Source organism: Pseudarthrobacter lactosi (assembly GCF_055412785.1).
In genome coordinates this window covers 337,739-360,279 of record NZ_JBVAYS010000001.1, presented here as the reverse complement: position 1 = coordinate 360,279, position 22,541 = coordinate 337,739, and the positions used below count along the sequence as shown (strand labels likewise).

Annotated in this window: 22 protein-coding genes and 1 pseudogene; 18 read left to right on the top strand and 5 right to left on the bottom strand. The window is 63.9% G+C overall.

What is annotated here, in order from left to right; genetic code table 11:
- Window positions 1-17 precede the first annotated feature (17 nt).
- From ACZY0Q_RS01655 to ACZY0Q_RS01640, 4 genes are all read left to right on the top strand, one after another.
- Window positions 18-821: a MoaF C-terminal domain-containing protein gene (locus ACZY0Q_RS01655; RefSeq protein WP_463913928.1), complete on the top strand. Its 804-nt coding sequence runs from the start codon at window positions 18-20 to the stop codon at window positions 819-821.
- Between the two features lie 105 nt (window positions 822-926).
- The gene (locus ACZY0Q_RS01650; protein ID WP_463916209.1) at window positions 927-1,685 is read left to right on the top strand and encodes an SDR family NAD(P)-dependent oxidoreductase; all 759 of its coding nucleotides are present in this window, start codon (window positions 927-929) and stop codon (window positions 1,683-1,685) included.
- Window positions 1,686-1,755: 70 nt separating this feature from the next.
- Window positions 1,756-3,165, top strand: coding sequence for an aldehyde dehydrogenase family protein (locus tag ACZY0Q_RS01645; RefSeq protein ID WP_463913926.1), 1,410 nt, complete (start codon window positions 1,756-1,758; stop codon window positions 3,163-3,165).
- Window positions 3,166-3,239: 74 nt separating this feature from the next.
- Window positions 3,240-4,043: an SDR family NAD(P)-dependent oxidoreductase gene (locus tag ACZY0Q_RS01640; protein WP_463913923.1), complete on the top strand. Its 804-nt coding sequence runs from the start codon at window positions 3,240-3,242 to the stop codon at window positions 4,041-4,043.
- 573 nt (window positions 4,044-4,616) lie between these two features.
- Here ACZY0Q_RS01640 and ACZY0Q_RS01635 read toward each other — a convergent pair.
- The gene (locus ACZY0Q_RS01635) at window positions 4,617-4,739 is read right to left on the bottom strand and encodes a hypothetical protein (RefSeq protein WP_463913921.1); all 123 of its coding nucleotides are present in this window, start codon (window positions 4,737-4,739) and stop codon (window positions 4,617-4,619) included.
- 7 nt (window positions 4,740-4,746) lie between these two features.
- Here ACZY0Q_RS01635 and ACZY0Q_RS01630 point away from each other — a divergent pair, with 7 nt between their 5' ends.
- Entirely contained in the window at window positions 4,747-5,328 is a 582-nt protein-coding gene (locus tag ACZY0Q_RS01630) for an IclR family transcriptional regulator (RefSeq protein WP_463913918.1), read from the top strand.
- A gap of 253 nt (window positions 5,329-5,581) precedes the next feature.
- Here ACZY0Q_RS01630 and ACZY0Q_RS01625 read toward each other — a convergent pair whose 3' ends face one another.
- Window positions 5,582-7,567, bottom strand: a complete 1,986-nt coding sequence (locus ACZY0Q_RS01625) for an FAD-binding monooxygenase (protein ID WP_463913915.1) — start codon at window positions 7,565-7,567, stop codon at window positions 5,582-5,584.
- A 221-nt stretch (window positions 7,568-7,788) separates the two neighbouring features.
- Between ACZY0Q_RS01625 and ACZY0Q_RS01620 the strand changes: the two genes are divergently transcribed.
- The 10 genes from ACZY0Q_RS01620 to ACZY0Q_RS01575 all read left to right on the top strand — a co-directional run bounded on the left by ACZY0Q_RS01620 (window position 7,789) and on the right by ACZY0Q_RS01575 (window position 18,014).
- Window positions 7,789-9,264: a fumarylacetoacetate hydrolase family protein gene (locus tag ACZY0Q_RS01620; RefSeq protein ID WP_463913913.1), complete on the top strand. Its 1,476-nt coding sequence runs from the start codon at window positions 7,789-7,791 to the stop codon at window positions 9,262-9,264.
- The gene (locus tag ACZY0Q_RS01615) at window positions 9,257-9,964 is read left to right on the top strand and encodes a GntR family transcriptional regulator (RefSeq protein ID WP_463913910.1); all 708 of its coding nucleotides are present in this window, start codon (window positions 9,257-9,259) and stop codon (window positions 9,962-9,964) included. Before ACZY0Q_RS01620 ends, ACZY0Q_RS01615 begins: the two co-directional genes overlap by 8 nt.
- A gap of 68 nt (window positions 9,965-10,032) precedes the next feature.
- Window positions 10,033-11,574, top strand: coding sequence for a 5-carboxymethyl-2-hydroxymuconate semialdehyde dehydrogenase (gene hpaE / locus ACZY0Q_RS01610; protein WP_463913908.1), 1,542 nt, complete (start codon window positions 10,033-10,035; stop codon window positions 11,572-11,574).
- A 40-nt stretch (window positions 11,575-11,614) separates the two neighbouring features.
- Entirely contained in the window at window positions 11,615-12,694 is a 1,080-nt protein-coding gene (gene hpaD, locus ACZY0Q_RS01605) for a 3,4-dihydroxyphenylacetate 2,3-dioxygenase (protein WP_463913905.1), read from the top strand.
- A 2-nt stretch (window positions 12,695-12,696) separates the two neighbouring features.
- On the top strand, window positions 12,697-13,482 hold the full coding sequence (gene hpaH, locus ACZY0Q_RS01600; RefSeq protein WP_463913902.1) for a 2-oxo-hept-4-ene-1,7-dioate hydratase: 786 nt from the start codon (window positions 12,697-12,699) through the stop codon (window positions 13,480-13,482).
- Complete coding sequence (locus ACZY0Q_RS01595) at window positions 13,467-14,291, top strand: HpcH/HpaI aldolase family protein (RefSeq protein WP_463913899.1); 825 nt, start codon at window positions 13,467-13,469, stop codon at window positions 14,289-14,291. The genes hpaH and ACZY0Q_RS01595 overlap by 16 nt, the downstream gene beginning before the upstream one ends.
- Before the next feature lie 22 nt (window positions 14,292-14,313).
- Window positions 14,314-15,822 (top strand): NAD-dependent succinate-semialdehyde dehydrogenase, encoded by a 1,509-nt coding sequence (locus ACZY0Q_RS01590; RefSeq protein ID WP_463913896.1) that lies wholly within the window; start codon window positions 14,314-14,316, stop codon window positions 15,820-15,822.
- 138 nt (window positions 15,823-15,960) lie between these two features.
- Window positions 15,961-16,689, top strand: a complete 729-nt coding sequence (locus ACZY0Q_RS01585; protein ID WP_463913893.1) for an IclR family transcriptional regulator — start codon at window positions 15,961-15,963, stop codon at window positions 16,687-16,689.
- A 56-nt stretch (window positions 16,690-16,745) separates the two neighbouring features.
- Window positions 16,746-17,072, top strand: a complete 327-nt coding sequence (locus ACZY0Q_RS01580; protein WP_463913891.1) for a DUF309 domain-containing protein — start codon at window positions 16,746-16,748, stop codon at window positions 17,070-17,072.
- 123 nt (window positions 17,073-17,195) lie between these two features.
- Window positions 17,196-18,014, top strand: a complete 819-nt coding sequence (locus tag ACZY0Q_RS01575; RefSeq protein WP_463913888.1) for a DUF1206 domain-containing protein — start codon at window positions 17,196-17,198, stop codon at window positions 18,012-18,014.
- A gap of 161 nt (window positions 18,015-18,175) precedes the next feature.
- Here the strand turns inward: ACZY0Q_RS01575 and ACZY0Q_RS01570 are convergent, their stop codons facing one another.
- The 3 genes from ACZY0Q_RS01570 to ACZY0Q_RS01560 form a co-directional block, all read right to left on the bottom strand.
- Entirely contained in the window at window positions 18,176-18,544 is a 369-nt protein-coding gene (locus ACZY0Q_RS01570) for a type II toxin-antitoxin system death-on-curing family toxin (RefSeq protein WP_463913885.1), read from the bottom strand.
- Window positions 18,541-18,741, bottom strand: coding sequence for a hypothetical protein (locus ACZY0Q_RS01565; RefSeq protein WP_463913882.1), 201 nt, complete (start codon window positions 18,739-18,741; stop codon window positions 18,541-18,543). Before ACZY0Q_RS01565 ends, ACZY0Q_RS01570 begins: the two co-directional genes overlap by 4 nt.
- A 267-nt stretch (window positions 18,742-19,008) precedes the next feature.
- On the bottom strand, window positions 19,009-19,155 hold the full coding sequence (locus tag ACZY0Q_RS01560) for a lmo0937 family membrane protein (protein ID WP_354154953.1): 147 nt from the start codon (window positions 19,153-19,155) through the stop codon (window positions 19,009-19,011).
- Between the two features lie 733 nt (window positions 19,156-19,888).
- Here ACZY0Q_RS01560 and ACZY0Q_RS01555 point away from each other — a divergent pair.
- From ACZY0Q_RS01555 to ACZY0Q_RS01545, 3 genes and pseudogenes are all read left to right on the top strand, one after another.
- Window positions 19,889-20,395 (top strand): annotated as a pseudogene (locus ACZY0Q_RS01555) (rhodanese-like domain-containing protein); the annotation flags it as partial.
- Between the two features lie 406 nt (window positions 20,396-20,801).
- Window positions 20,802-21,071: an SHOCT domain-containing protein gene (locus ACZY0Q_RS01550; RefSeq protein WP_463913879.1), complete on the top strand. Its 270-nt coding sequence runs from the start codon at window positions 20,802-20,804 to the stop codon at window positions 21,069-21,071.
- Complete coding sequence (locus ACZY0Q_RS01545) at window positions 21,071-22,534, top strand: multicopper oxidase family protein (RefSeq protein WP_463913877.1); 1,464 nt, start codon at window positions 21,071-21,073, stop codon at window positions 22,532-22,534. The genes ACZY0Q_RS01550 and ACZY0Q_RS01545 overlap by 1 nt, the downstream gene beginning before the upstream one ends.
- Window positions 22,535-22,541 lie beyond the last annotated feature (7 nt).

The following is a 22,541-nucleotide window of genomic DNA, read 5'->3' as shown; positions in this document are numbered from 1 at the left end:
GAACAAGGAACAAAAACATGACTTCAGCAGCTGACATCCAGGACTACATCCCCGAGGATCAGTGGCCGCCCGTGTCCGCCATGCTGGAAGGCTTCGGTGATCAGACGCTGCCCGCCTCCCCGGCGCTGGCTGGCACCACACTAAGTCTCCAGGCCGACGGGGCCAGCTCCGAGTACCGCTTTGACGACGAATCTTCCCTTACTTGGACGGATGCCCGCGGCGAGGACAGGAAGAGTGGAGCAGCCCGCTACAAGGCCATCGAAGCCCGTCCCGGCATCTTCATCGTCGATTTCCTCCGTGGCGAAGGCCTCAGCGAAGAAAACGTCACCATCATCCTCGATCACAACACGGGGGCCACCACCACCGGAGTGTCCCGGTTCGTCGTTGTGGACGGCCGGACCCGGAGCACCACCGAGTTCAGCCAGTTCAACACCGAAAGGTCCTCGGTGCGGCATGAGCGTTCCTCCGGCCTGGTCGGTAAGCGGATCTACTACCGCTACAGCGACGTCGAAACCTACGAACACATCTACCTCAACCCCGGAACCTTCACCTGGAACTGCGTCCGCGGCGCGGAGGCAGGACTTGCTGACACTGACCGTTGCATGACCTGGGAAGTAGCAGAGGATCTGTTCGTCTTCTTCTGGACTGAGAAGGTCATGTGTGTCGAAGCTGTGCTGCTGGTAGACCTGCGCGAGCAGCGCTCCATCGGCCGGATGTTCGGCTGGGATGATCCAGCAGCCGAACCTGTCGTCATTCCCTTCAACTCACGGCTCAGTGTTCTGAACACCACTGAATACCCCGAGGACAACCACAAGCACTGACGCGTCAGGCGATGTCCGGGCTATCGCCCGGACATCGCATTTATCTCGGCTAGGCAAATGTGTAGCAGCAAACATCGATCTAAAGATTGGACAGAACCCGTGGATATGGGACTGCAGGACCGCGTGGTATTAGTGACCGGCGGCGGGTCAGGTATCGGTCACGCATGCGTCCGGGCCCTGACCGCTGAAGGAGCGAAGGTCCTCATCGTTGACCGAGACCCGAAGGGAGCTGCCATTGCAGGAGACTTCAGGCGCGACGGTTACCAGGTTGAGTTTGTGCAGGCCGACGTCACTGAGGAGGCGGACGTCCGCCGGTGCATCCAGGCAGTGCATGACCGCTTTGGTCAGCTTGACGCCGTCATCGCCTGCGCCGGAATCTCGGGGCCGGTGGGAACCCCCGCAGTAGAGGTGGCTGTAGAGGACTGGGACAGGGTTATGGCTGTGAACGTCCGCGGAAACTTCCTGCTCGCCAAGCACGCCATCCCGCTGCTGAAGCAGAGCGACGTGGCGGCAATGGTATTCCTTGCCTCCGACTCTGCTCTGGTGGCATTCGAGGGCATGGCCCCCTACACCACATCAAAGGGAGCTGTCCTTATGCTCACCAAGGCCCTGGCCGTCGACCACCCTGAAGTCCGAGTCAACTGCCTTTGCCCAAGCGTCGTCGATACCCCGATGTCCCGGACGGACCTCGGACGCCAGGACGGGTTCGTCGGCACAGGTATGCCAGTCATGCAGCCACAGCAGGTGGCGGCGCATGCTGTCTTCCTCGCCTCGCCCGTGAGCGAACCGATCAACGGAACCAGCATCGTTGCCGATCACGGATACCTGGCCCGGTCAGCCCAACCTGCCCTTGAATTCAGCTGACGAACCACTCACCTTGTCCTAAACAACGATGTCAGGACCGACCGACCCCCGCTCGATGAGGAGAATCACCATGAAGACATACCAATCCCTGCTTGATCAGGTCACCGCGTACTCTGGCCCAACCCGCACCATTTTGGATCCGGCTACCGGTGAGACTGTGGGAGAGGCACCTCTGCACGATCTTGAATACCTGGAGAAGGTTGTTGCGGGGGCTGTGGCGGCGCAACCGGGGTGGGCTGCACTGGGTCATGAAGGCCGGTCAGCTGTACTCCTGAAAGCAGCCGATGCCGTTGAACGCTCCGCGGAGGAACTGGCCCAGCTGCTCTCCCGGGAACAGGGCAAGCCGTTGAACGGCCCTAATGCCCGATTCGAGGTGGGTGCGTGCGCGGCGTGGCTTCGGGCTGCCGCGACCATTCCCCTGGACCCGGAAACAGTTGTCGATGACGGTGAGACGCGCGCCGTGCTGCACTACAAGCCCATCGGTGTTGTGGGCGCTATCGGTCCCTGGAACTGGCCCATGATGATCACCGTCTGGCAGATCGCCCCCGCCCTGCGCATGGGTAACGCCGCGGTGGTCAAGCCCTCGGGCAACACCCCGCTGAGCGTCCTTGCACTGATCAAGGTCATCAACGGGGAACTTCCCGAAGGCTTGCTGTCCGTGGTCTCATGCGGCCGTGAAGTTGGTGCCCGCCTGACCAACCACCCCGCCATCGGCAAAATCATGTTCACCGGATCCACGGCCGCCGGCAAGGCCATCATCAAATCCTCCGCGGACACCGTCAAGCGGCTCACCCTGGAACTGGGCGGAAACGACGCAGGGATCGTCCTGCCCGACGCGGACCCCAAAGCCATCGCCCAGGACCTCTTCTGGGGCGCCTTCATTAACACCGGCCAGACCTGCGCCGCCCTCAAACGCCTCTACGTCCACGAGGACATCTACGACGCCGTCTGCGAGGAACTCACGGCCGTCGCCGCCGCAATGCCCATGGGCAACGGGCTCGACGAGAACAACGTCCTGGGGCCCCTGCAGAACAAAGCCCAGTACGACATCGTGGCCAACCTCGTGAACGCGGCCAAGGAATCCGGCGCACGCGTACTGCTGGGCGGAAACCCCGACACCACCCAGCCCGGCTACTTCTACCCCACCACCCTGATCGCGGACATCGACAACAACAACCCGCTCGTTGCCGAGGAACAATTCGGACCCGCCCTGCCGATCATTCGTTACAGCACCCTGGACGAGGCCGTGGAGATGGCCAACGGACTGGACGTCGGACTCGGCGCCTCCGTCTGGTCCTCAGACCTCCCCGCGGCACGCGAAGTGGCAGCCCGGATTCAGGCTGGTTCCGTCTGGATCAACAAACACGGCGTCGTAGACCCCCGCATCCCCTTCGGCGGAGCAAAACAGTCCGGCTACGGCCTCGAATTCGGCGTCGAAGGCCTCAAAGCCCTCGGCATCCCCCAAGTCATCAACGGCTAATTCAATCTATACGTGGTCTTTACTGGGCGCCGGGGCCGGCAAGTGTTTTGGTCCGTCTAATACGAAGGAATGAGATGAGCAATAAACCGGTAGCAATCATCACCGGAGGCGGCACAGGAATTGGTGCGGCGACGGCGAGAGCTCTCCGCTCCGACGGCTGGGAGGTCATAGTCTCCGGCCGCCGTCTGGAGCCTCTGCAACAGGTCGCCGAATCCACCGGCGCAGTCCCAATTGTCGCCGATGCGGCTTCGCAGCCTGACATCAAGCGACTGGTCGGAACCACTATCGAACGTTTTGGATCCCTTAACGGCCTGGTCTTGAATGCGGGAATTGTGCGCGCTGGATCCGTGGGAGATCTCGCAGATGATGCGTGGGAGGCAATGGTCAGCACAAACCTCACCGGTCCCCTACGCCTCGCCCGGGAAGCGATGCCCCACATACTCGCTTCGCGCGGTTCCATCGTTGGCGTCGCTTCAGCCGCTGCACTCAGAGCAACCGAAGGCACCGCCGGCTATAACGCCACCAAGGCCGGCCTCGTCATGCTGATGCAGTCAATTGCCGTGGACTACGGTCCTCTCGGTGTGCGGGCGAATGCAATCTGTCCGGGGTGGACCCGAACTGAAATGGCCGATATGGAGATGCAGGAGTGCGGCGCAGAACTGGGGCTGGGATACCAGGACGCCTACAAAGTCGCGACATCCTTCGTGCCCGTCCGCAGACCCGCCGAATCGTCGGAAGTTGCCAATGTAATAGCTTGGCTTCTCTCCGACAAAGCCTCCTATATCAATTCCGCCGTGGTGCCAGTCGATGGCGGAATGATCTCTGTAGACCCTGGCGGACTCGCTCTCGATCCGCGAGTCACCCTGACGAGTATCTAGCAGCAGCATGTCTTGAAGTCTCCTTTTGCCGGGGACCAGACGTGTGTTGTGATCAAGGCCGGGTGCCGGCGCCCAGAATCGGGAATCCCAGAAACGGGACGACCTGTTGGGCATGTACCGCCATCAACGCCCGCCGCCGTATCGCCGCGGCCCACGACAGCAAGGAGTACGAAATGGCAAGAGGACGGTCCCTTTTGCTGTTCAACGCCCGGTCGAGAACGGAGAGAAAGCGCATAAGTTACTCCGCTTGTATGCGCAGTCTTAAGAGAAACGATGACGTGACTCGAACCAGCGAGTTCGTCCCACTCAGCACGAGCCACAGAACTTCCCGTCTTTGTCTGCACGGTTCAGCCTCTTGAGCCTCCCCAAGGGAACTGCCAGACGGGAGCCTCATACCTGAACGACGAAACGTCGGGTGGAATCTGTCAAGGGAGGCCTGCCGCTGAGGATCACCTCGACATGTATGCCGCCCGACGACCGGACGGCGGCCGCCGCAGTCTGATGCTGCTTCAGTAGCGGGAAGAGGACCCCCCCAAGAACGGCCGTCGCGGTGAGCGGTAGAAAGTTCGCAACTTACATGTCGGAACGGTTCACAACGACCACGCCGCCCCGGTCCAGTCCGCGCAGGTAGAAGATGTCCGCGCCGGGGTCGATGCCGTACGCCTTTTCGTAGTGCGTCAGCTTGAAGGGGCCCACCTGCGGCTTGAATACGGGGGACCTTTGCGCTGTCCACGGCGTTCTGGGAACAGGGCTGGCCATACTGGCCCGCGCCGCTGCCCACGACCTGCAGTCTGCGGCACTGCCGGAGCTCACTTCCCTCGCCAATGAACTCGGCATGACCGCATTCCTCGTTGTCTTGGACCGCGGCGACTGCACTACCCTGACCAGTGTGGAACCACGCCACAGCCGCGCCGCTGTCGTACAGCGGCCCGGCACCCGGCACCCCGTTGACGCCGGCGCACCAGGACTGGCCCTCCAGCCGATCCTGGACGATCCCCAGTGGGGTGTGACCTCGCCGCAGCACTCCCGCCGGCCCGAGGTGGCCTCGGTCCGCGAGCAGGGATTTGCCGTCAGCCATCACGAAGTCCTTCCGGGCGTGACGGGGATTGCCGCTCCGCTGACCCAGCCGGCCGGGCAGCAGCCTGCAGCGATCGCCGTGGTTTACCTCGGCGATGAACTGCCTGCCGAGCAGGTGGGAAGTCCCTGGTGGAAGCCGCGCAACGAATCAGCTTGCACATGGGCTGACCAGGAAAACTGCGGCAAGAACTTCGCAAGGGGCCGTTGACAATCAGGCGAAGCGCCTTGAACAAGTCACAGCACACCATGGCCGCGGAAGGCAAGGTCATCGCGGCACATATCAGCTCGCCAGGACCGGTGAGACGATGAGCGTCACCGTCCAGATCGCAGTCCGGCTTCGTGGATCGCAAAAACTGTACCCCTCCCCGCAGGCCAATGGTGCCGGCAACTTCCCTGCTGTCCGGCCGGCTTATGCGTTGGCGACCGGGGGAGCTCCCGCGGTATTGCGGTCGACAAGCGCCTCACACCCTGTTGCTCATGAGGGCTGAGTGACCGGCCGGGGCGCCGTACGATGATGCGGCGGGAACCGCTGCTGGCCTGCGATCAGGCAACAGGGCGGCAAAGAAGGCGCCCAGCTCGGCCGTTGCCGTTAGCGGGAGGACGCTTGCGACGTACTGGTCGGGACGTACCACCACTACGACGCCGGCGCGGTCCAGGCCGCGGAGTTCGAAGATGTTTGCAGCGGGGTCGGTGGCGTAGACCTTTTCGTAGTCAGTGAGTTTGAACGGGCCAACCTGCGGCTTGAAGATGCCCGGGACGGCACCGATGTCGATGCTGTGATGATCCTGCTGGTAGACCACCTTCACATCGAACCAAGCGTCAGCATCAGCATCCGACGGTGTTGCGGCCAAAGGTGACTCAGGAGAGCTCGCAATCCAGTCGGCGAATAATTCCGTCGCGGACGGGACGCCGTTCCCGGTCGCCGACCGTCCCCCCTTGGGAAGGGCGGAATCGGCGAAAACGTAGATCCGCCAGCGGCCGTCGGCTGTGGCGTGGTGGCCGAGGTGAACGGGGTTGGTGTCGGCGACGCGGACCACGGGTGCGGATTTGAAGCGCTTGCCGACGGGGAAACCGGTAGCGAGGTGCTGGTGGTCAGCGCTGCCCACCAGCATGGATGGCGCGTACTGGGTCATGAACCCTGCCGGGAACTCCGCGGTGCTGACGTAGAAATTTTCCAGCTCTGTCGGGTCTTCAAATTCCTCGGGCTTCTTGGCCATGAGCGTTGACCACTCCTTGTCGAAGTCGATGAGGTTCTTCGCGACCACCTGCCGCTCTGCCGAGAACGTGGACAGCAGGCTTTCAGGGCTGCGGCCTTCCAGTACATGGCCCAGCTTCCAGGCGATGTTGAAGCCGTCCTGCATAGAGACGTTCATGCCCTGGCCTGCCTTCGCGCTGTGCGTATGACAAGCATCCCCGGTGATGAACACGCGCGGTGTGCGGGTGCCGCGGTCCTCCGGCAGGACGTCGTCGAACCGGTCCGTGAGCCGGTGTCCCACCTCGTAGACGCTGTGCCAGGCGATGTTGCGGACGTCCAACGTGTAAGGGTGAAGGATCTCGTTGGCCTTGTCGATAATCTCCTCGATGGTGGTGTTGCGGACTGCGCCCTTGTCGTTGGGATCCACTTCGCCGAGGTCCACATACATGCGGAAGAGGTGGCCGCCTTCACGTGGAATGAGGAGGATGCTGCCGCCGGAGCCGGACTGGATGGCGCATTTGGTGCGGATATCGGGGAAGTCGGTGACCGCGAGTGCGTCCATGACACCCCAGGCGTGATTGGCCTGGTCGCCGGCGAGAGTACAGCCGATGGACTCGCGCACCTTGCTTCGGGCACCGTCGGCGCCCACCACGTATTTCGCCTTAACGCTGCGTTCCTGCCCTTCCTTTGGCCCGGAGGTGTGGCCAAGGGTCACCGTGACCGGGTACTCCCCCTCCCCCACCTCAAGGCCCCGGAACTCGTAACCGTAGTCAGGCGCCATGCGGGTTGGCGCATTGGCCATGTACTCGGCGAAGTAGTCCAGCACCCGGGCCTGGTTGACGATCAGGTGCGGGAATTCACTGATACCTGCGGGGTCGTCCGGGGTCCGGGCGGTGCGGACAATGCGCGACGGGTCGTTGACATCCGGCTTCCAAAAAGCCATTTCCGTGATTGCGTAGGCCTCGGCGATGATCCGCTCGGCGAAGCCGAAGGCTTGGAAGGTTTCCACGCTGCGGGCCTGGATGCCGTCAGCCTGGCCAATGGCGAGCCTGCCGGGGCGGCGCTCCACGATACGGGTCGTGATGTTCGGGAACTGCGAGAGTTGTGCTGCGGCGAGCATGCCGGCTGGACCGGTGCCGACGATGAGTACGTCTACTTCGTCGGGGAGCTCGGCGGGCCGGTCAATACCGACGCCGGCGGCGGGCTGCACCCGCGGGTCACCGGATACATAACCGTGGTGGTGGAACTGCACGGGCTTTCCTCACTTCACTGTGGGCTTCGATTCATCGGGTGGTGTTCTATATGCGAATTTGCGGTTCTATATTCGAATCGCAGGGATTAGGAAGATACTGTACGGCACCTGTGACGGGGGCGACAAGGGTCCGAAAAGTAGCGGAACGCCAGGCTTGACGGATTCAGTGATGCACTTCATAGTTATTCGTATACGATTTCGTACTTGATGAGGAGACAGCTTTGGAGCAGGTCAACGGGCAAACCTTGGCGGCGGCGCGAAAGGTGATTGCGGTGCACATCAACTACCCCAGCCGTGCCGCTCAGCGGGGGCGCACCCCTGTTCAGCCGTCCTACTTCCTCAAACCGTCGTCGTCACTCGCACTGAGCGGCAGTCCGGTGGAACGGCCGGCGGGGTGTGAACTCCTCGGATACGAGGGCGAGATCGCACTGATCATCGGCAAGGCCGCGCGGCGGGTGACTATCGAGGACGCCTGGAACCACGTAGCTTCCATCACGGCCAGCAACGACCTGGGCGTGTACGACCTTCGCTACGCGGACAAGGGTTCCAACCTCCGGTCCAAAGGCGGCGACGGTTTCACCCCGATCGGCCCGGGACTGATCGCCGCTGACGCCGTGGACCCCGCCAAGCTGCGGATCCGTGCCTGGCACAACGGCGAGCTCGTTCAGGATGACACCACTGAGGACCTGCTCTTCCCCTTCGCGCGGCTTGTGGCGGACCTGTCCCAGCTGCTCACCCTTGAAGAGGGGGACATCATCCTCACCGGCACTCCGGCCGGCGCCTCCGTCGCCAAGCCGGGTGACGTCCTCGAAGTGGAGGTCTCCGCCGGGGATCACACCTCAGGCCGCCTGGTCACCCGGGTGGAGGAAGGCACGACGGCGTTCGCGGACTTTGGTGCCGCACCCAAGGTTGATGACCAACAGCGGGAGGAGGCGTACGGTTCCCGCGAGGCCGCCGGGCTCGGCGCCGCGGAGGGCCCCGCCGTCGGGCATATCCTGACCCCTGAGCTGAAGGCGAAGCTGGAAAGCGTCTGCACCGCCACCCTGTCTTCGCAGATGCGCAAGCGCGGGCTGAACAACGTCAGCATCGATGGCCTGCAAGCCACGCGGCCGGACCGGCGCGTGGTCGGCCTGGCCCGGACCCTGCGGTATGTACCCAACCGCGAAGACCTGTTCAAGACCCATGGCGGCGGCTTCAATGCCCAGAAGAAGGCCATCGATTCCGTGAACGAGGGGGAGATCCTGGTAATGGAGGCCCGCGGCGAGAAGGGCACCGGAACCGTGGGAGACATCCTCGCCCTGCGCGCCCAGGTCCGCGGCGCTGCGGCCATCATCACCGACGGCGGCGTCCGTGACTTCACCGCCGTGGCAGGCCTGGACATGCCCACCTACTACGCCAACCCGCACCCCGCCGTGCTCGGCCGCCGCCACATCCCGTGGGATACGGACATCACCATCGCCTGCGGCGGTGCCACGGTTCAGCCGGGCGACATCATCGTGGCCGACTCCGACGGCATCCTGGTGATCCCGCCAGCCATCGCCGAAGAACTGGTGGAGGACTGCATCCAGCAGGAAAAGGAAGAAACGTTCATCTTCGAGATGGTCCAGCAAGGCAACAGCGTTGACGGCCTCTACCCCATGAACGCCGAATGGCAGGCACGATACAAGGAATGGGAAGCAGGCAACGCAAATGACTGAAACAGCCGTTACCAACCTGCCAGGTTCAATCGTTACCGGAAGCAAGTCGGAGCAGGCGTACCAGGCGGTGAAAGCGCGGATCGTAGAAGGCGCCTACACTCCCGGGTACCGGCTGGTCCTGGCTTCGATTGCCAAGGACCTCGGTTTCAGCGTGGTCCCGGTTCGTGAGGCAATCCGGCGGCTCGAGGCTGAGGGCCTGGTGAAGTTCGAACGCAACGTGGGAGCAACGGTTTCCGGAATTGATCCCACCGAATACCTCTACACCATGCAGACCCTCAGCATTGTGGAGGGTGCGGCCACCGCGTTGTCGGCGCCACTGATCGGCGGGGCGGACATTGCCCGGGCCCGCGCGGTGAACGAGGAGATGCGCGACTGCCTGCAGCATTTCGACCCGGTCCGGTTCACACGGCTCAACCAGGATTTCCACAGCGTCCTGTTCGAGCACTGCCCCAACCCGCACATCCTGGACCTGGTGCACCGCGGTTGGAATCGGCTGGCGTCGCTGCGGTCCTCGACGTTCCGCTTTGTCCCCGGCCGTGCCCACGACTCGGTGGACGAACACGAGGCACTCCTGCGGCTGATCGAGTCCGGCGCCGACGCTGACGCCATCGAGAAAGCCGCCCGCCGGCACCGCTCCGCCACCCTGGACGCCTACCTCGCCCAGGCTCAACCCCTCCCACAAACAACGCGGGGTCACTAAACGCCCGATAAACGGCCCCGACTGGGCCAGAAGTGACCCCGCGTTGAACTATCAGTAAGGAAACAACAATGACGTTCACCGCAGAACAGACCACGAACCATTACGTGCCGCAGGACCTCCCCACCCACATCCAGCACTACATCAACGGCGAGTTCGTTGACTCCGTGGGCGGGAAGACGTTCGACGTCCTGGACCCGGTCTCCAACACCAACTACGCCACCGCCGCGGCCGGCCAGAAGGAAGACATCGACCTCGCCGTCGCCGCCGCCCGCGACGCGTTCGTCAACGGCCCGTGGCCGAGGATGAAGCCCCGCGAGCGGGCCCGCATCCTTAACAGGATCGCCGACGCTGTCGAAGCACAGGAGGCACGCCTCGCCGAGCTCGAAACCTTCGACACCGGCCTGCCCATCACCCAGGCCAAAGGCCAGGCACTCCGGGCCGCCGAGAACTTCCGGTTCTTCGCGGACCTGATCGTGGCCCAGTTCGACGACGCCATGAAGGTCCCCGGCGCCCAGATCAACTACGTGAACCGCAAGCCGATCGGCGTCGCCGGCCTCATCACCCCGTGGAACACCCCGTTCATGCTCGAGTCCTGGAAACTCGCCCCCGCCCTGGCCACCGGCAACACCGTGGTCCTGAAGCCGGCCGAATTCACGCCGCTCTCCGCCTCGCTCTGGGCGCAGATCTTCAAGGACGCCGGACTGCCCGACGGTGTATTCAACCTGGTCAACGGCCTCGGCGAAGAAGCCGGGGACGCCCTGGTCAAGCACCCGGACGTACCGCTGATCTCCTTCACCGGCGAGACCACCACCGGGCAGACGATCTTCCGCAACGCCGCCGCCAACCTCAAGGGCCTGTCCATGGAACTCGGCGGCAAGTCACCGTGCGTGGTGTTCGCCGACGCCGACCTGGACGCCGCGATCGACTCGGCTCTGTTCGGGGTCTTCTCCCTCAATGGCGAACGCTGCACCGCCGGGTCCCGCATCCTCGTCGAACGCGCCATCTACGATGAATTCTGCGAAAAATACGCCGCCCGGGCCAGGAACATCGTTGTTGGGGACCCGCACGATCCCAAGACTGAGGTGGGCGCCCTGGTCCACCCCGAGCACTACGCGAAGGTGGCCTCGTACGTGGAGATCGGTAAGACCGAAGGCCGGCTCCTCGCCGGCGGCGGCCGCCCCAGCCACCTGCCGGAAGGCAACTACATCGCACCCACCGTGTTCGCCGACGTCGCCCCCGACGCCCGGATCTTCCAGGAGGAGATCTTCGGCCCCGTCGTCGCCATCACCCCCTTCGAGAACGACGACGAGGCACTGGCCCTGGCGAACAACACCCGCTACGGGCTCGCGGCCTACATCTGGACCCAGAACCTGACCCGCGCCCACAACTTCTCCCAGAACGTCGAGGCCGGCATGGTCTGGCTGAACAGCCATAACGTCCGCGACCTCCGCACCCCGTTCGGCGGCGTGAAGGCCTCCGGCCTGGGCCATGAAGGCGGCTACCGCTCCATCGATTTCTACACCGACCAGCAGGCCGTGCACATCACCCTCGGCACCGTCCACACCCCCAAATTCGGCGGCATCGAAGACTCCGCCGCCAACGAGGGCTAACCCTACTTTCCACATACCTGCTCAAAGAAGAGAGAACCCCATGACAAACTTCGTCCCCACCCCCACCGTCCCGGCCCCGGACATCGTCCGCTGCGCCTACATGGAGATTGTGGTCACCGACCTCGCCAAGTCCCGCGAGTTCTACGTAGACCTCCTCGGCCTGCACGTCACCGAGGAAGACGAGAACAACATCTACCTGCGCTCCCTCGAGGAGTTCATCCACCACAACCTGGTGCTCCGCAAGGGGCCGATCGCCGCCGTCGCCGCCTTTGCCTACCGGGTGAAGTCCCCCGCCGAAGTGGACGCCGCCGAGGCCTATTACAAGGAACTGGGCTGCCGCACCGAACGCCGCAAGGAAGGCTTCACCAAGGGCGTGGGCGATTCCGTCCGCGTGGAGGACCCGCTGGGCTTTCCCTACGAATTCTTCTACGACGTGGAGCACGTGGAACGCCTCACCCAGCGCTATGACCTCTACTCCGCCGGCGAACTGGTCCGCCTGGACCACTTCAACCAGGTCACCCCCGACGTGCCCCGCGGCCGCAAGTACCTCGAGGACCTCGGCTTCCGCGTCTCCGAGGACATCCAGGACTCCGACGGAGTCACCTACGCAGCCTGGATGCACCGCAAGCAGACCGTGCACGACACCGCCCTGACCGGCGGCAACGGACCGCGCATGCACCACGTCGCGTTCGCCACGCACGAAAAGCACAACATTATCCAGATCTGCGACAAGATGGGCGCCCTGCGCATCAGCGACCGGATCGAACGCGGACCCGGCCGGCACGGCGTCTCCAACGCCTTCTACCTCTACATCCTGGACCCGGACGGCCACCGGATCGAGATCTACACCCAGGACTACTACACCGGCGACCCCGACAACCCCACCATCACCTGGGACGTCCACGACAACCAGCGCCGCGACTGGTGGGGCAACCCCGTCGTCCCCTCCTGGTACACCGAAGCCTCCCTCGTCCTGGACCTCGACGGCAACCCCCAGCCCGTCATCGAACGAGAGGAAAAGAGTGAAATGGCCGTCACGGTCGGCGCCGACGGATTCTCCTACACCCGCAAAGACGCCGAAAGTGCAGCCGAAGGCTTTAAGCTCGGGGCGCAGCTGTAGCCATGCTGGACGCGAAGACGATTGAGGCCATTGCTGATGAACTGCTGGAGGCCGGGCGGTCCCGGACCCCTGTTCCCCGACTGACGGCCCGCTATCCGGAGATGACGGTGGAGGACTCCTACGCCGTCCAGCAGTTGTGGCGGCGGCGCAACGAGGAATCCGGACGCACGCTGGTGGGCCGAAAGATCGGCCTCACCTCCAAGGCCATGCAGGCCGCCACCGGCATCACCGAACCGGATTACGGCGCCATCTTCGACGACATGGTGCTCGGGACCGGCTGCTCGGTGGAGTGGGACAAGTACACCCATCCCCGGGTGGAGGTGGAGCTCGCGTTCGTGCTGAAGAAGGACCTGGCCGGCCCCGGCTGCACCATCTTCGACGTCCTGGACGCCACCGACTACGTGGTGCCGGCCCTCGAGATCCTGGACTCCCGGATCGAAATGGAGGGCCGGACCATCGTGGACACCATCGCGGACAACGCTGCGATGGGCGCCATGGTGATCGGCGGCAACCCCGTAAAGCCGGACGCCGTGGACCTCCGCTGGGTCTCGGCAATCCTGTACAAAAACCAGACTGTGGAGGAAACCGGAGTTGCTGCCGGCGTCCTGGACCACCCCGCCAACGGCGTGCACTGGCTCGCCAACAAGATCGCCGCCCACGGCGACGGGATGAAGTCCGGGGACATCATCCTCGCCGGTTCCTTCACCCGCCCACTGTGGGTGTCCAAGGGCGACACCGTCCATGCCGACTACGGACCCTTGGGAGCCATCACATGCCGCTTCGAGTAGAACCCGGAAATCCTGACTATGCGAACACGTTCCGCGACGTCCTCGCCGCGGCCGACCGCCCGCTGGCCGGGATGTGGGTGTGCTCCGGCAGCCCGCTGATCGCCGAGCTCTGCGCCGGATCCGGCCTGGACTGGCTCCTCATCGACGCCGAACACAGCCCCAACGGCCTCGAATCCATCCTGGCCCAGCTCCAGGCCGTCAACGGCTACCCGGTCCACGCACTGGTCCGGCCCCCGGTCAACGACACCGTGCTGATCAAGCAGTACCTGGACCTCGGCGTGCAGAACCTGCTCATCCCCATGGTCAACTCAGCAGCCGACGCAGCTGCGGCGGTGGCTGCCACGCGCTACCCGCCGCAGGGTGTGCGGGGTGTTGGTTCGGCGCTTGCCCGGGCCGCGCGCTGGAACCGGATCCCGGACTACCTCGCCCGGGCGTCCGAAACCATCAGCCTCACGGTCCAGATCGAATCCACCGCGGCCGTGGAAGCCGTCGATGAAATCCTGGCCGTGGACGGTGTGGACGCCATCTTCCTCGGGCCGTCCGATCTCGCCGCCTCCATGGGCGTGCTGGGACAGCAGGAACACCCTGAGGTCCGTGCCGCCGTCGAACACTGCCTTACCGCTGCAAAAGCGGCCGGGAAACCTGCGGGCGTCAACGCGTTCAACCCGGCCACCGCCCGCAGTTACCTTGAGGCCGGCGCTGCCTTTGTCTTGGTGGGCGCCGACGTCGCCATCCTGGCCCGCGGCTCCGAAGCCCTCGCCTCCCAATACACTCGGCCCTCTGACGGCGACTCCCCCGCCAGCTACTGACTCGCTTTAGTTAGGACTTTTCATGACTGCTACATCTGCGGCAATGACTCTTGCCATTTCTCCTGAACGCGAGGCTGGGCTCATCGCCTCCGTGCCCACCGGCCTGCTGATCGGCGGGCAGTGGCGGGACGCGTCCGACGGCGGCACGTTCGACGTCCACGACCCCGCCACCGGGAAGGTTCTCGCCACCCTCGCCTCGGCAACCAGTCAGGACGCCGTCGCCGCGCTCGACGCAGCGGACGCCGTCCAGGCCTCTTGGGCGCGCACGGCGCCACGGGAGCGGGCCGAGATCCTGCGTCGCGCCTTCGACCTGGTCACTGAACGCGCCGAGGACTTCGCGCTGCTGATGACCCTGGAAATGGGCAAGCCGCTGGCCGAGGCCCGCGGCGAGGTAACTTATGGTGCGGAGTTCCTGCGTTGGTTCTCCGAAGAGACAGTCCGTGATTACGGCCGCTACCTCACCACCCCCGAAGGCAAAAACAAGATCCTGGTCCAGCACAAGCCGGTAGGCCCGTGCCTACTCATCACACCGTGGAATTTCCCTCTCGCAATGGCGACCCGCAAGGTCGCCCCCGCAGTCGCCGCGGGCTGCACCATGGTCCTCAAACCCGCCAAGCTCACCCCGCTGACCTCCCAACTGTTCGCCCAGACCATGCTCGACGCCGGCCTGCCCGCCGGGGTCCTCAACGTCGTCGCCTCCTCGTCTGCGTCTGGCATCTCCGGACCGCTCTTGAAGGACTCCCGGTTGCGGAAGGTCTCCTTCACCGGCTCCACCCCGGTCGGCAAACGCCTCATGGCGGACGCCGCCCAGAACGTCCTGCGGACCTCCATGGAACTCGGCGGCAACGCACCCTTCATCGTCTTCGAGGACGCAGACCTGGATAAAGCCGTCGAAGGTGCCATGGCCGCCAAAATGCGGAACATGGGCGAAGCCTGCACCGCAGCAAACCGCTTCCTGGTCCACGAATCCGTCGCGCAGGAATTCACCCGGAGATTCGCCGCCGCCATGGGATCCCTGACCACTGGCCGCGGTACTGAGACTTCCACCCAGGTCGGCCCGCTGATCGACGCCGCCGCCCGGGATGACGTCCACGCCCTGGTCAGCGCCGCCGTCAACGCCGGAGCCACCGCCATCACCGGCGGATCACCTGTGGAAGGAGCCGGCTACTTCTACCAGCCCACCGTCCTCGGCGGCGTGCATAACGACGCTGCGATCCTGCGCCAGGAAATCTTCGGCCCCGTGGCACCCGTGACGACATTCGCCACTGAGGAAGATGCCATTCGCCTGGCCAACGCCAGCGAATACGGGCTGGCGTCCTACCTGTACAGCCGCGACTTCAACCGGCTCCTGCGCGTGGCGGAGCAGATCGAGTTTGGCATGGTCGGGTTCAACGCCGGCGTCATCTCCAACGCCGCCGCACCCTTCGGCGGCGTCAAGCAGTCCGGCCTCGGCCGCGAAGGCGGCACCGAAGGCATCGCGGAATACACCACCACGCAATACATCGGCATCGCCGACCCCTACGCGCGCTGACACTTCATCCCTCGGGCAGTATGGTGTTCGATAATCGCACTTTAGGTTCTAAAGTTGGACTACTTCGATGGCCATAGAGGCCAGCCTGCAGAAGGGCAGGCTCACTGGGCAAAGAGAACGATGGAGCAGAAGACCACCATGGCAAGCGCAGCACTTTCCGGCGAGAAGACGACCCCGGCCCATTCGCAGACGCTTTCTCGCGGTATCAGAATGCTTGAAATCCTCAGCGACGAAACGACGGCAATCAGCATCGCAGAAGTTTCGGAGCGGATGGGGGTCCACCGTTCAGTCGCCTACAGGATCCTGCGCACCCTTGAGGACCATGGACTCGTCGCCAGGGACGGCGCCGGGGGCGTCGTCCTGGGCACCGGCTTGGCTGCGCTGGCACGCGGCGTTGCCCGCGACCTGCAGACGGCAGCGCTGCCGGAGCTGACATCCTTGGCCAACAAACTCGGCATAACCGCCTTCCTGGTGGTTCTGGACCGTGGGGACTGCACCACACTTACCAGCGTTGAACCGCGACACAGCCGTGCCGCGGTCGTCCAGCGCCCCGGCACCCGGCACCCCCTAAACATCGGGGCGCCCGGACTCGCCATCCAGGCGATCTTGGACGATTCACAGTGGGAGGCGATTTCTCCCGATCAGCCCCGACGTCCGGAAGTGGCTTCGGTGCGCGAGTTGGGATTTGCCGTCAGCCACCACGAAGTCCTGCCGGGGGTTACGGCCGTAGCCGTCCCGCTGAAGCTGCCGCAGGGATTCCAACCCGCCGCCATAGCGGTGGTTTACCCAAGCGCCCAGCTTCCGCCCGAGCAAGTTGGAAGCTCAGTCAAGCAAGCCGCCAAGCGCATCAGCGAGCAGCTCCACTAGCCCGCATACCCCTGCCCATGGGCCAGATCCGGTACCCCTGCGAAGTGGAAGCGACTATGGAAAGCTATGAAGCCCTGTTGGCCTCCATCACCGGCGGCACCGGCCAAACCAGGACGATCATCGACCCGGCGACAGGCGAGGCCGTCGTCAAGGCCCGATGGAAAGCTGGGCCAGCCGAAGAACGCAAACATTGGCAAGGTCTCGCCCAGATCAGCGTCGGGCTCACCCACGCCGCCCGGGGGAACAGCGTTGGCGCGCTCCGGCTTTTAGAGCGAGGTGCGGCCCGACTCGCGGAGTACGGTTCCGGCGAGGGGCCCACCTACGGGCTCGACTTGTCCGCCGTTGTGAATTGCGCACGCGATCGCATGCGCACCGGCCACTGACCCGGCTGCGGGCCTGTTCGTCTTCGCGGGTTCAGACCGGGCCTGTTTGAGCGCGGGCTTCCGTGAGAAAATAGTGTGTTGCACAGCACCGTATTTGCGCGCGCTGGCACTGAGGATCGGAAAATGAAGAAAGAGCTGAAGGACGCCGCGGACGCGGTCGAGGAAGCATCGAACTCCCGGGCTCTCGTGATCGCCGCCAGGGCAGGGTTTGCCGTCAGCGGCGTGTTGCACGTTCTGACCGGGTCCGTCGCTATCCAGTTGGCCTCCGGCAAAGCCGGACAGGCGGACCAGGGCGGGGCCGTCGCCCAGCTCGCCGGCCAGCCCGCGGGACTGCTGCTGCTGTGGACCGGATTCGCTGCCTGTGTGGCGCTGGCGCTCTGGCAAACCGGTAACGCCGTGTTCGCCTACGGTCAGCTGGAAGCCAAGAAGAAGGTGTGGAAGAAACTTTCCGCCTCAGGCAAGGCGGTAGTGTTCGCCGTCATCGCGCTGACGTTCGCTGCCTCGGCAAGCGGAAACAGCAAGAGCAGCGGACAATCCACCAGCGATTTCACGGTCTCAATCATGAAAGCACCCGGGGGTGCGTTCCTGCTGGTCGCCATCGGGGCCGCGGTCGCCGTCGTCGGCATTGTCTTCATGGTCCTCGGATGCAAGGCATCGTTCAGGAAGGATCTGCGGCTGCCGTCCTCGGGCGCCGGCCGGTCCGTTGTGACGGGGCTGGGCGTGGTCGGCTACGTAGCAGAGGGCATCGCACTGTTTCTGGTGGGACTGCTGGTCATCATTGCCACAGTTAACGCCCACCCTCAGGAGTCCACCGGCTTGGACGGCGGATTGAAGGCCCTGCGCGAGCAGCCCTACGGAGTTTATATGCTGACCGCCGTCGGCGCCGGTCTGATCTGTTATGGCCTCTACCTGATGGTGAAGGCCAAAGTCGCGCGGATGTAAGCCGCCCGCCGACGCGGCCGGCTCCTGCTCCACTGACCTGGGGGAACGGCCGGCCCGCCCGGGAGCCGCCAGGAGCGCGTCTGTCATCTCATGACCCGACCGGTACAGAATCACATGACGGCGCAGGAACCACGCAACCGGCATGCCCGCGAAACCGTCGACTAGCGCCTGACGAGATGCGTGGCAATCAGCCCGGCACTGACTTCAAGTGAGACATCGCCGGCGGCCACCCCCACCACGAGATCAAATGCCGCATCAGTGGTGAAGTCGTGCCGGTAGCCGTTGATCCAGAGCATCAGAACCATCAGCGTCCACGCCGTGCGTTTGTTGCCGTCGATTAGAGGATAGATCCGGGCCACCGAATCCAAGAGGGCAGCTGCCTTCATCGGCAACTGCGGATAGGCCTCCGCACCCAAGACAGTTACTGCCGGCCGGGCCAATGCCGAGGCAAGTAGCCCAATGTCGCGGATATGGAACCCGTACCGGTCAACGACCTGCAGCGCATCCTCAATCTCGAGGTACGCGGTCACGCATCCCCAAGGCGGGTCAGGAGCTCCGCATCATGGCTCATAACGAAATCCAGCCCCAAGCCGATGTCCCGACGGCGCCGGTGGCGCTGCAGCACAAGCTCGGCACCCTGAAGCAGCAACGCAGACTTAGACGTATGTTCCTCGGCAGCCAGCAGGTCCAATCGCCAGTCCAGCTCTTCGGGAACACGCAGATTCATAGCCATACATTTATGGCACCACACCAGTACCACCGCCTCAGAGGATCCAACTAGTGGGAGAACACCTCAGCTGCGTACCGGCGGGCGACGAAAGGCCGGCTATCGGCGTTGCAGAAGGAGCCCGGAAGGCCCGAGCCGGCCCTCATGTAGAGAGCCGGGATCCCTCCGGCAGCAACGATTGAAGGATGTTCTCAACTTCCGAGCCTTACCCGAGAACGCGGCGGCAGATCATCTCGCCGTCCCGCATCGGCGGACCAAAGTTTCGTATTAAACGCGTGACCTGCCGCGAACGAAGTGGATGACCAAGACGACCACGGCGATGACCAACAGTATGTGAATTAACCCGCCGCCTATGTTTCCGAGCAGGCCGAGAAGCCAGAGAACTGCGATAACGATAGCTATCCAAAGCAGCATGAGAGTCTCCTTTAAATACCCCGCGAAAATCGTGTGGTGCATAACACCCTATGTCAGGATCGGGTGGTTGCAAATGGCAAAACGATAAGGCTCGGCTTTGGCGAAGTTGTGAACCCCGCACGTGAGGAGGGCGCCCACATGCACCAGGTCGCGTGGACCAACACCTCGCTGGATGCTGCGACGGAGGCCAAGATTCGCGCGCTCGTCTAGAAAGCGGTTGCCTGACACGGACCGTGCAACAAAGTGGGTGCCAGCCGTGTTCAGCACGAGCAGGTGCCGGCGTTTGACCGTGGAGAGCTTTTGCCGTTCCCGCGCAGCTTCCCCCGACTTTGGCGATCCGCCACCGGGCACCTTAACGGCTCCCGCCGAAGGTTCCGTTTACCTGACGCCCTCTTCTGGCGAGATAGTGCCCATAGCGGTCTGAATCTTCCGAATGATCGACCGGAACCGAGCGGGCCAGCTGAGTTCTCACCAACTGGTGGCAACTGCTGAAGCGCCGCTCTGACTTAAGCATTCATGTGCGCGAGTTGCCAGTAGATCTCGTCGGAGACGGCCGTGGGCTGATCCGGAGCCCCCGGCCCCGAGCAACGGCCCCAACAAAAAAGGGCCCCCGAAGGGGACCTCATGTGAACAGTTTGTGCACACTCAGAGGCTCACAAGCCCCTGAACAGGGAAAACACGTGCCCGAGGTGGGACTCGAACTGCATTCAAGCCCCTGCAAAACTGGGCACCCTCCCTGAACGTCCCGGCGGGCAAGTCCGTGGCCAGCTACGGCGCCTGGGTGGTGAACCCGGAAACCGACACGAACCCCATGGTCCTTTTAGCCGAGGACCAGGAGGCCGCGCAGGAGATGTCGGACCACCTGATCCGCGTGGGCATCGATAACGTCGCCGGTTACGTCACCATCATCGACGGGCTGCCCACCACCACCCCGAAGCTCATCCAGCCCGCCGAGCTGGCGGAATTCGATGCCGCCATGTTGATGGATGTCCGCAACCGCACCGAGCACACCACCGGGAACATCCCCGGATCCCACCAACTCAGCGGCGGCCGCGTCATGTGGCACCTCGATGAACTTCCCACCGACGGCGTCATCGTGACGTACTGCCAGAGCGGCGTCCGCAACTCCGTCGCCGCCAGTGCCCTGCGCCGCGCCGGATACGACGTCGTCGAACTGGACGGCAGCTACGCCGCCTGGACCGCCTGGCAGCAGGCGCGGGAGCCTGTGTCCAGCAACTAGGCAAGGCCGCGCCCACCCATCTATTGACAGCCAAGGCGGCAGGGAACACCGCCCACAGGAGCAGGTTATGACGTCCGGCAACAGCCGTTCACCGGAGCGGCACAGGCACAGGCACAGAGCCACGATCACGCTGGGCCTGCGCCAGAAGCGGGCCGAGTTTATGCTCCTCGTTGCCGTCAACGCGCTGGTGGGACACGTTTGGCCAGGAGCGCACAGTGCTGCTGCCGCTTGCCGGGAGGGGTTCCACCTCGAGCAGTGCACCAGCGCCGACGCCCACGCAATTCCCCACACGATTCGGGCAAATAGGGCCCGTAGTCCGTCGTCCCAAGGACCTCGGACCCTACTGGTCCCGTGACGCAGGAGCCAAAATCGAACCAAGAAATGTCTGAGGCGAAAGGTACCGGTCATGATGTGGGGTTATGGACAAGGCATGGGCTGGATGTGGCTCTGGGGCTTCCTCATGCTGATAGGAATCGCAGTGCTGGTATTGCTCGCGGTACGCCTGTTTGGCGGCGGTATCGGTGGAGGGGCTGGTCAAGGAGAACCACACGGACGCGGCAACAACCCGTTAGCAAGGAGCCGGGCACGACAGATCCTCGATGAACGCTTCGCGGCAGGAGAGCTGACGGCGGATCAATACCGCGAACAGCTCAGGGTCCTCGGCGAGGGCCCGTAGTGAAGCCCATCAGCCGCCGCAAGGCGCTGTTGCTTGGTGGTCTGGGCATCGCCGGAACAGCGGCGGGCGGCACGGGACTGATGTGGACACTAACGTCCCGGCCTTCGCCCAGCACCGGTGGCGAACTGACCGAACCGCCTGAGCATCGAAGTGCTGACGGCCAGCTCCGGGTTCGGCTCGAAGCCAGCCATGGAGAGATACAGCTCGCCGGCCGGCCGGCCGCGGCACTCGGTTACAACGGGACCGTTCCTGGCCCAACTCTGCGTGTGAGGGCTGGCGATGTTATCAACCTCAAACTCGTCAACAACCTCGATCATGCAACCAACCTGCATGTTCACGGCCTCCATGTATCCCCCCAGGGCAACGGTGACAATGTCTTTGTTTCCGTTGATCCTGGCACCTCCTTCGACTACGAGTATCGGCTTCCGCCAAACCATCCCCCCGGCGTGTACTGGTACCACCCCCACCATCACGGCCAGGTCGCGGATCAGATCTTCGCTGGCCTCTTCGGGGCGATTATCGTGGAGGATCCAGAGCCGACGACGGCGACGCGGGAGCGGGTGTTGGTGGTTTCTGATACCACGTTGGACGGGTTCGGGAACATCCCGCCGGCCACGGACATGGACCGGATGATGGGCCGGGAAGGGGAACTCATCCTGGTCAATGGCCAAAGCAATCCGCAGTTCAGCGCCCGCCCTGGGGAACGGGAAAGATGGCGCATCATTAATGCGTGCGTCGCACGTTACTTACGGCTGCGGCTTGACGGGCAGCAGCTGCAGCTCCTCGGCATGGACCTCGGCCGATTCCAGAACCCGGAAAGTGTGGACGAAGTCCTTCTAAGGCCCGGGAACCGGGCAGACCTCCTCGTCACCACAGCAACCGGGGATTCTGTCCTGCGCACGTTTTACCAGGATCGCGGAAGCATGCTGGGCATGAGGGGGCAGCAGTTCGGAACGGTGGATCCGGCAGGCCGGCCCGACGGCGCCGCACTGGCGACCCTCCGCGTATCAGGCGAACCTGCTCCGGGTCTGGCGGACCTACCTGCCCATGAGGGAATGGCAGATCTGCGCTCATCCGCCGTCGCTGCACGCCGGCAGCTTGTCCTGGCAGCTGGGATGGGCATGGGCAGCGCGGGCATGATGCGTTTCACCATCAACGGTAAGGAATTCAACGAAGCCAGGACGGACACCGAGGTTGTGGCCGGGAGTGTTGAGGAATGGACCCTGACCAACAGCAGTCCCATGGACCACCCGTTCCACCTGCATGTGTGGCCCATGCAGGTCATCGAAGAACAAGGGCTGACCGTGGAGTCCGTCCTCTGGCAGGACGTAGTGAACGTACCTGCGAACGGGCGGGTGAAGGTCAGGATCGCGTTCGAGGACTTCCGGGGCCGCTCTGTTTACCATTGCCACATCCTGGACCATGAGGACCTCGGGATGATGGGTGTTATCGAGGTACGTTGAAAAGACG

Bases quoted from the DNA above. Each gene is read 5' to 3' on its own strand.
- ACZY0Q_RS01655 (WP_463913928.1), top strand. From the start codon at position 18: ATGACTTCAGCAGCTGACATCCAGGACTACATCCCCGAGGATCAGTGG.
- ACZY0Q_RS01595 (WP_463913899.1), top strand. From the start codon at position 13,467: ATGCCGCTTCGAGTAGAACCCGGAAATCCTGACTATGCGAACACGTTC.
- ACZY0Q_RS01650 (WP_463916209.1), top strand. From the start codon at position 927: ATGGGACTGCAGGACCGCGTGGTATTAGTGACCGGCGGCGGGTCAGGT.
- hpaH (WP_463913902.1), top strand. From the start codon at position 12,697: ATGCTGGACGCGAAGACGATTGAGGCCATTGCTGATGAACTGCTGGAG.
- hpaD (WP_463913905.1), top strand. From the start codon at position 11,615: ATGACAAACTTCGTCCCCACCCCCACCGTCCCGGCCCCGGACATCGTC.
- hpaE (WP_463913908.1), top strand. From the start codon at position 10,033: ATGACGTTCACCGCAGAACAGACCACGAACCATTACGTGCCGCAGGAC.
- ACZY0Q_RS01575 (WP_463913888.1), top strand. From the start codon at position 17,196: ATGAAGAAAGAGCTGAAGGACGCCGCGGACGCGGTCGAGGAAGCATCG.
- ACZY0Q_RS01640 (WP_463913923.1), top strand. From the start codon at position 3,240: ATGAGCAATAAACCGGTAGCAATCATCACCGGAGGCGGCACAGGAATT.
- ACZY0Q_RS01550 (WP_463913879.1), top strand. From the start codon at position 20,802: ATGATGTGGGGTTATGGACAAGGCATGGGCTGGATGTGGCTCTGGGGC.
- ACZY0Q_RS01580 (WP_463913891.1), top strand. From the start codon at position 16,746: ATGGAAAGCTATGAAGCCCTGTTGGCCTCCATCACCGGCGGCACCGGC.
- ACZY0Q_RS01565 (WP_463913882.1), bottom strand. From the start codon at position 18,741: ATGAATCTGCGTGTTCCCGAAGAGCTGGACTGGCGATTGGACCTGCTG.
- ACZY0Q_RS01560 (WP_354154953.1), bottom strand. From the start codon at position 19,155: ATGCTGCTTTGGATAGCTATCGTTATCGCAGTTCTCTGGCTTCTCGGC.
- ACZY0Q_RS01645 (WP_463913926.1), top strand. From the start codon at position 1,756: ATGAAGACATACCAATCCCTGCTTGATCAGGTCACCGCGTACTCTGGC.
- ACZY0Q_RS01585 (WP_463913893.1), top strand. From the start codon at position 15,961: ATGGCAAGCGCAGCACTTTCCGGCGAGAAGACGACCCCGGCCCATTCG.
- ACZY0Q_RS01615 (WP_463913910.1), top strand. From the start codon at position 9,257: ATGACTGAAACAGCCGTTACCAACCTGCCAGGTTCAATCGTTACCGGA.
- ACZY0Q_RS01590 (WP_463913896.1), top strand. From the start codon at position 14,314: ATGACTGCTACATCTGCGGCAATGACTCTTGCCATTTCTCCTGAACGC.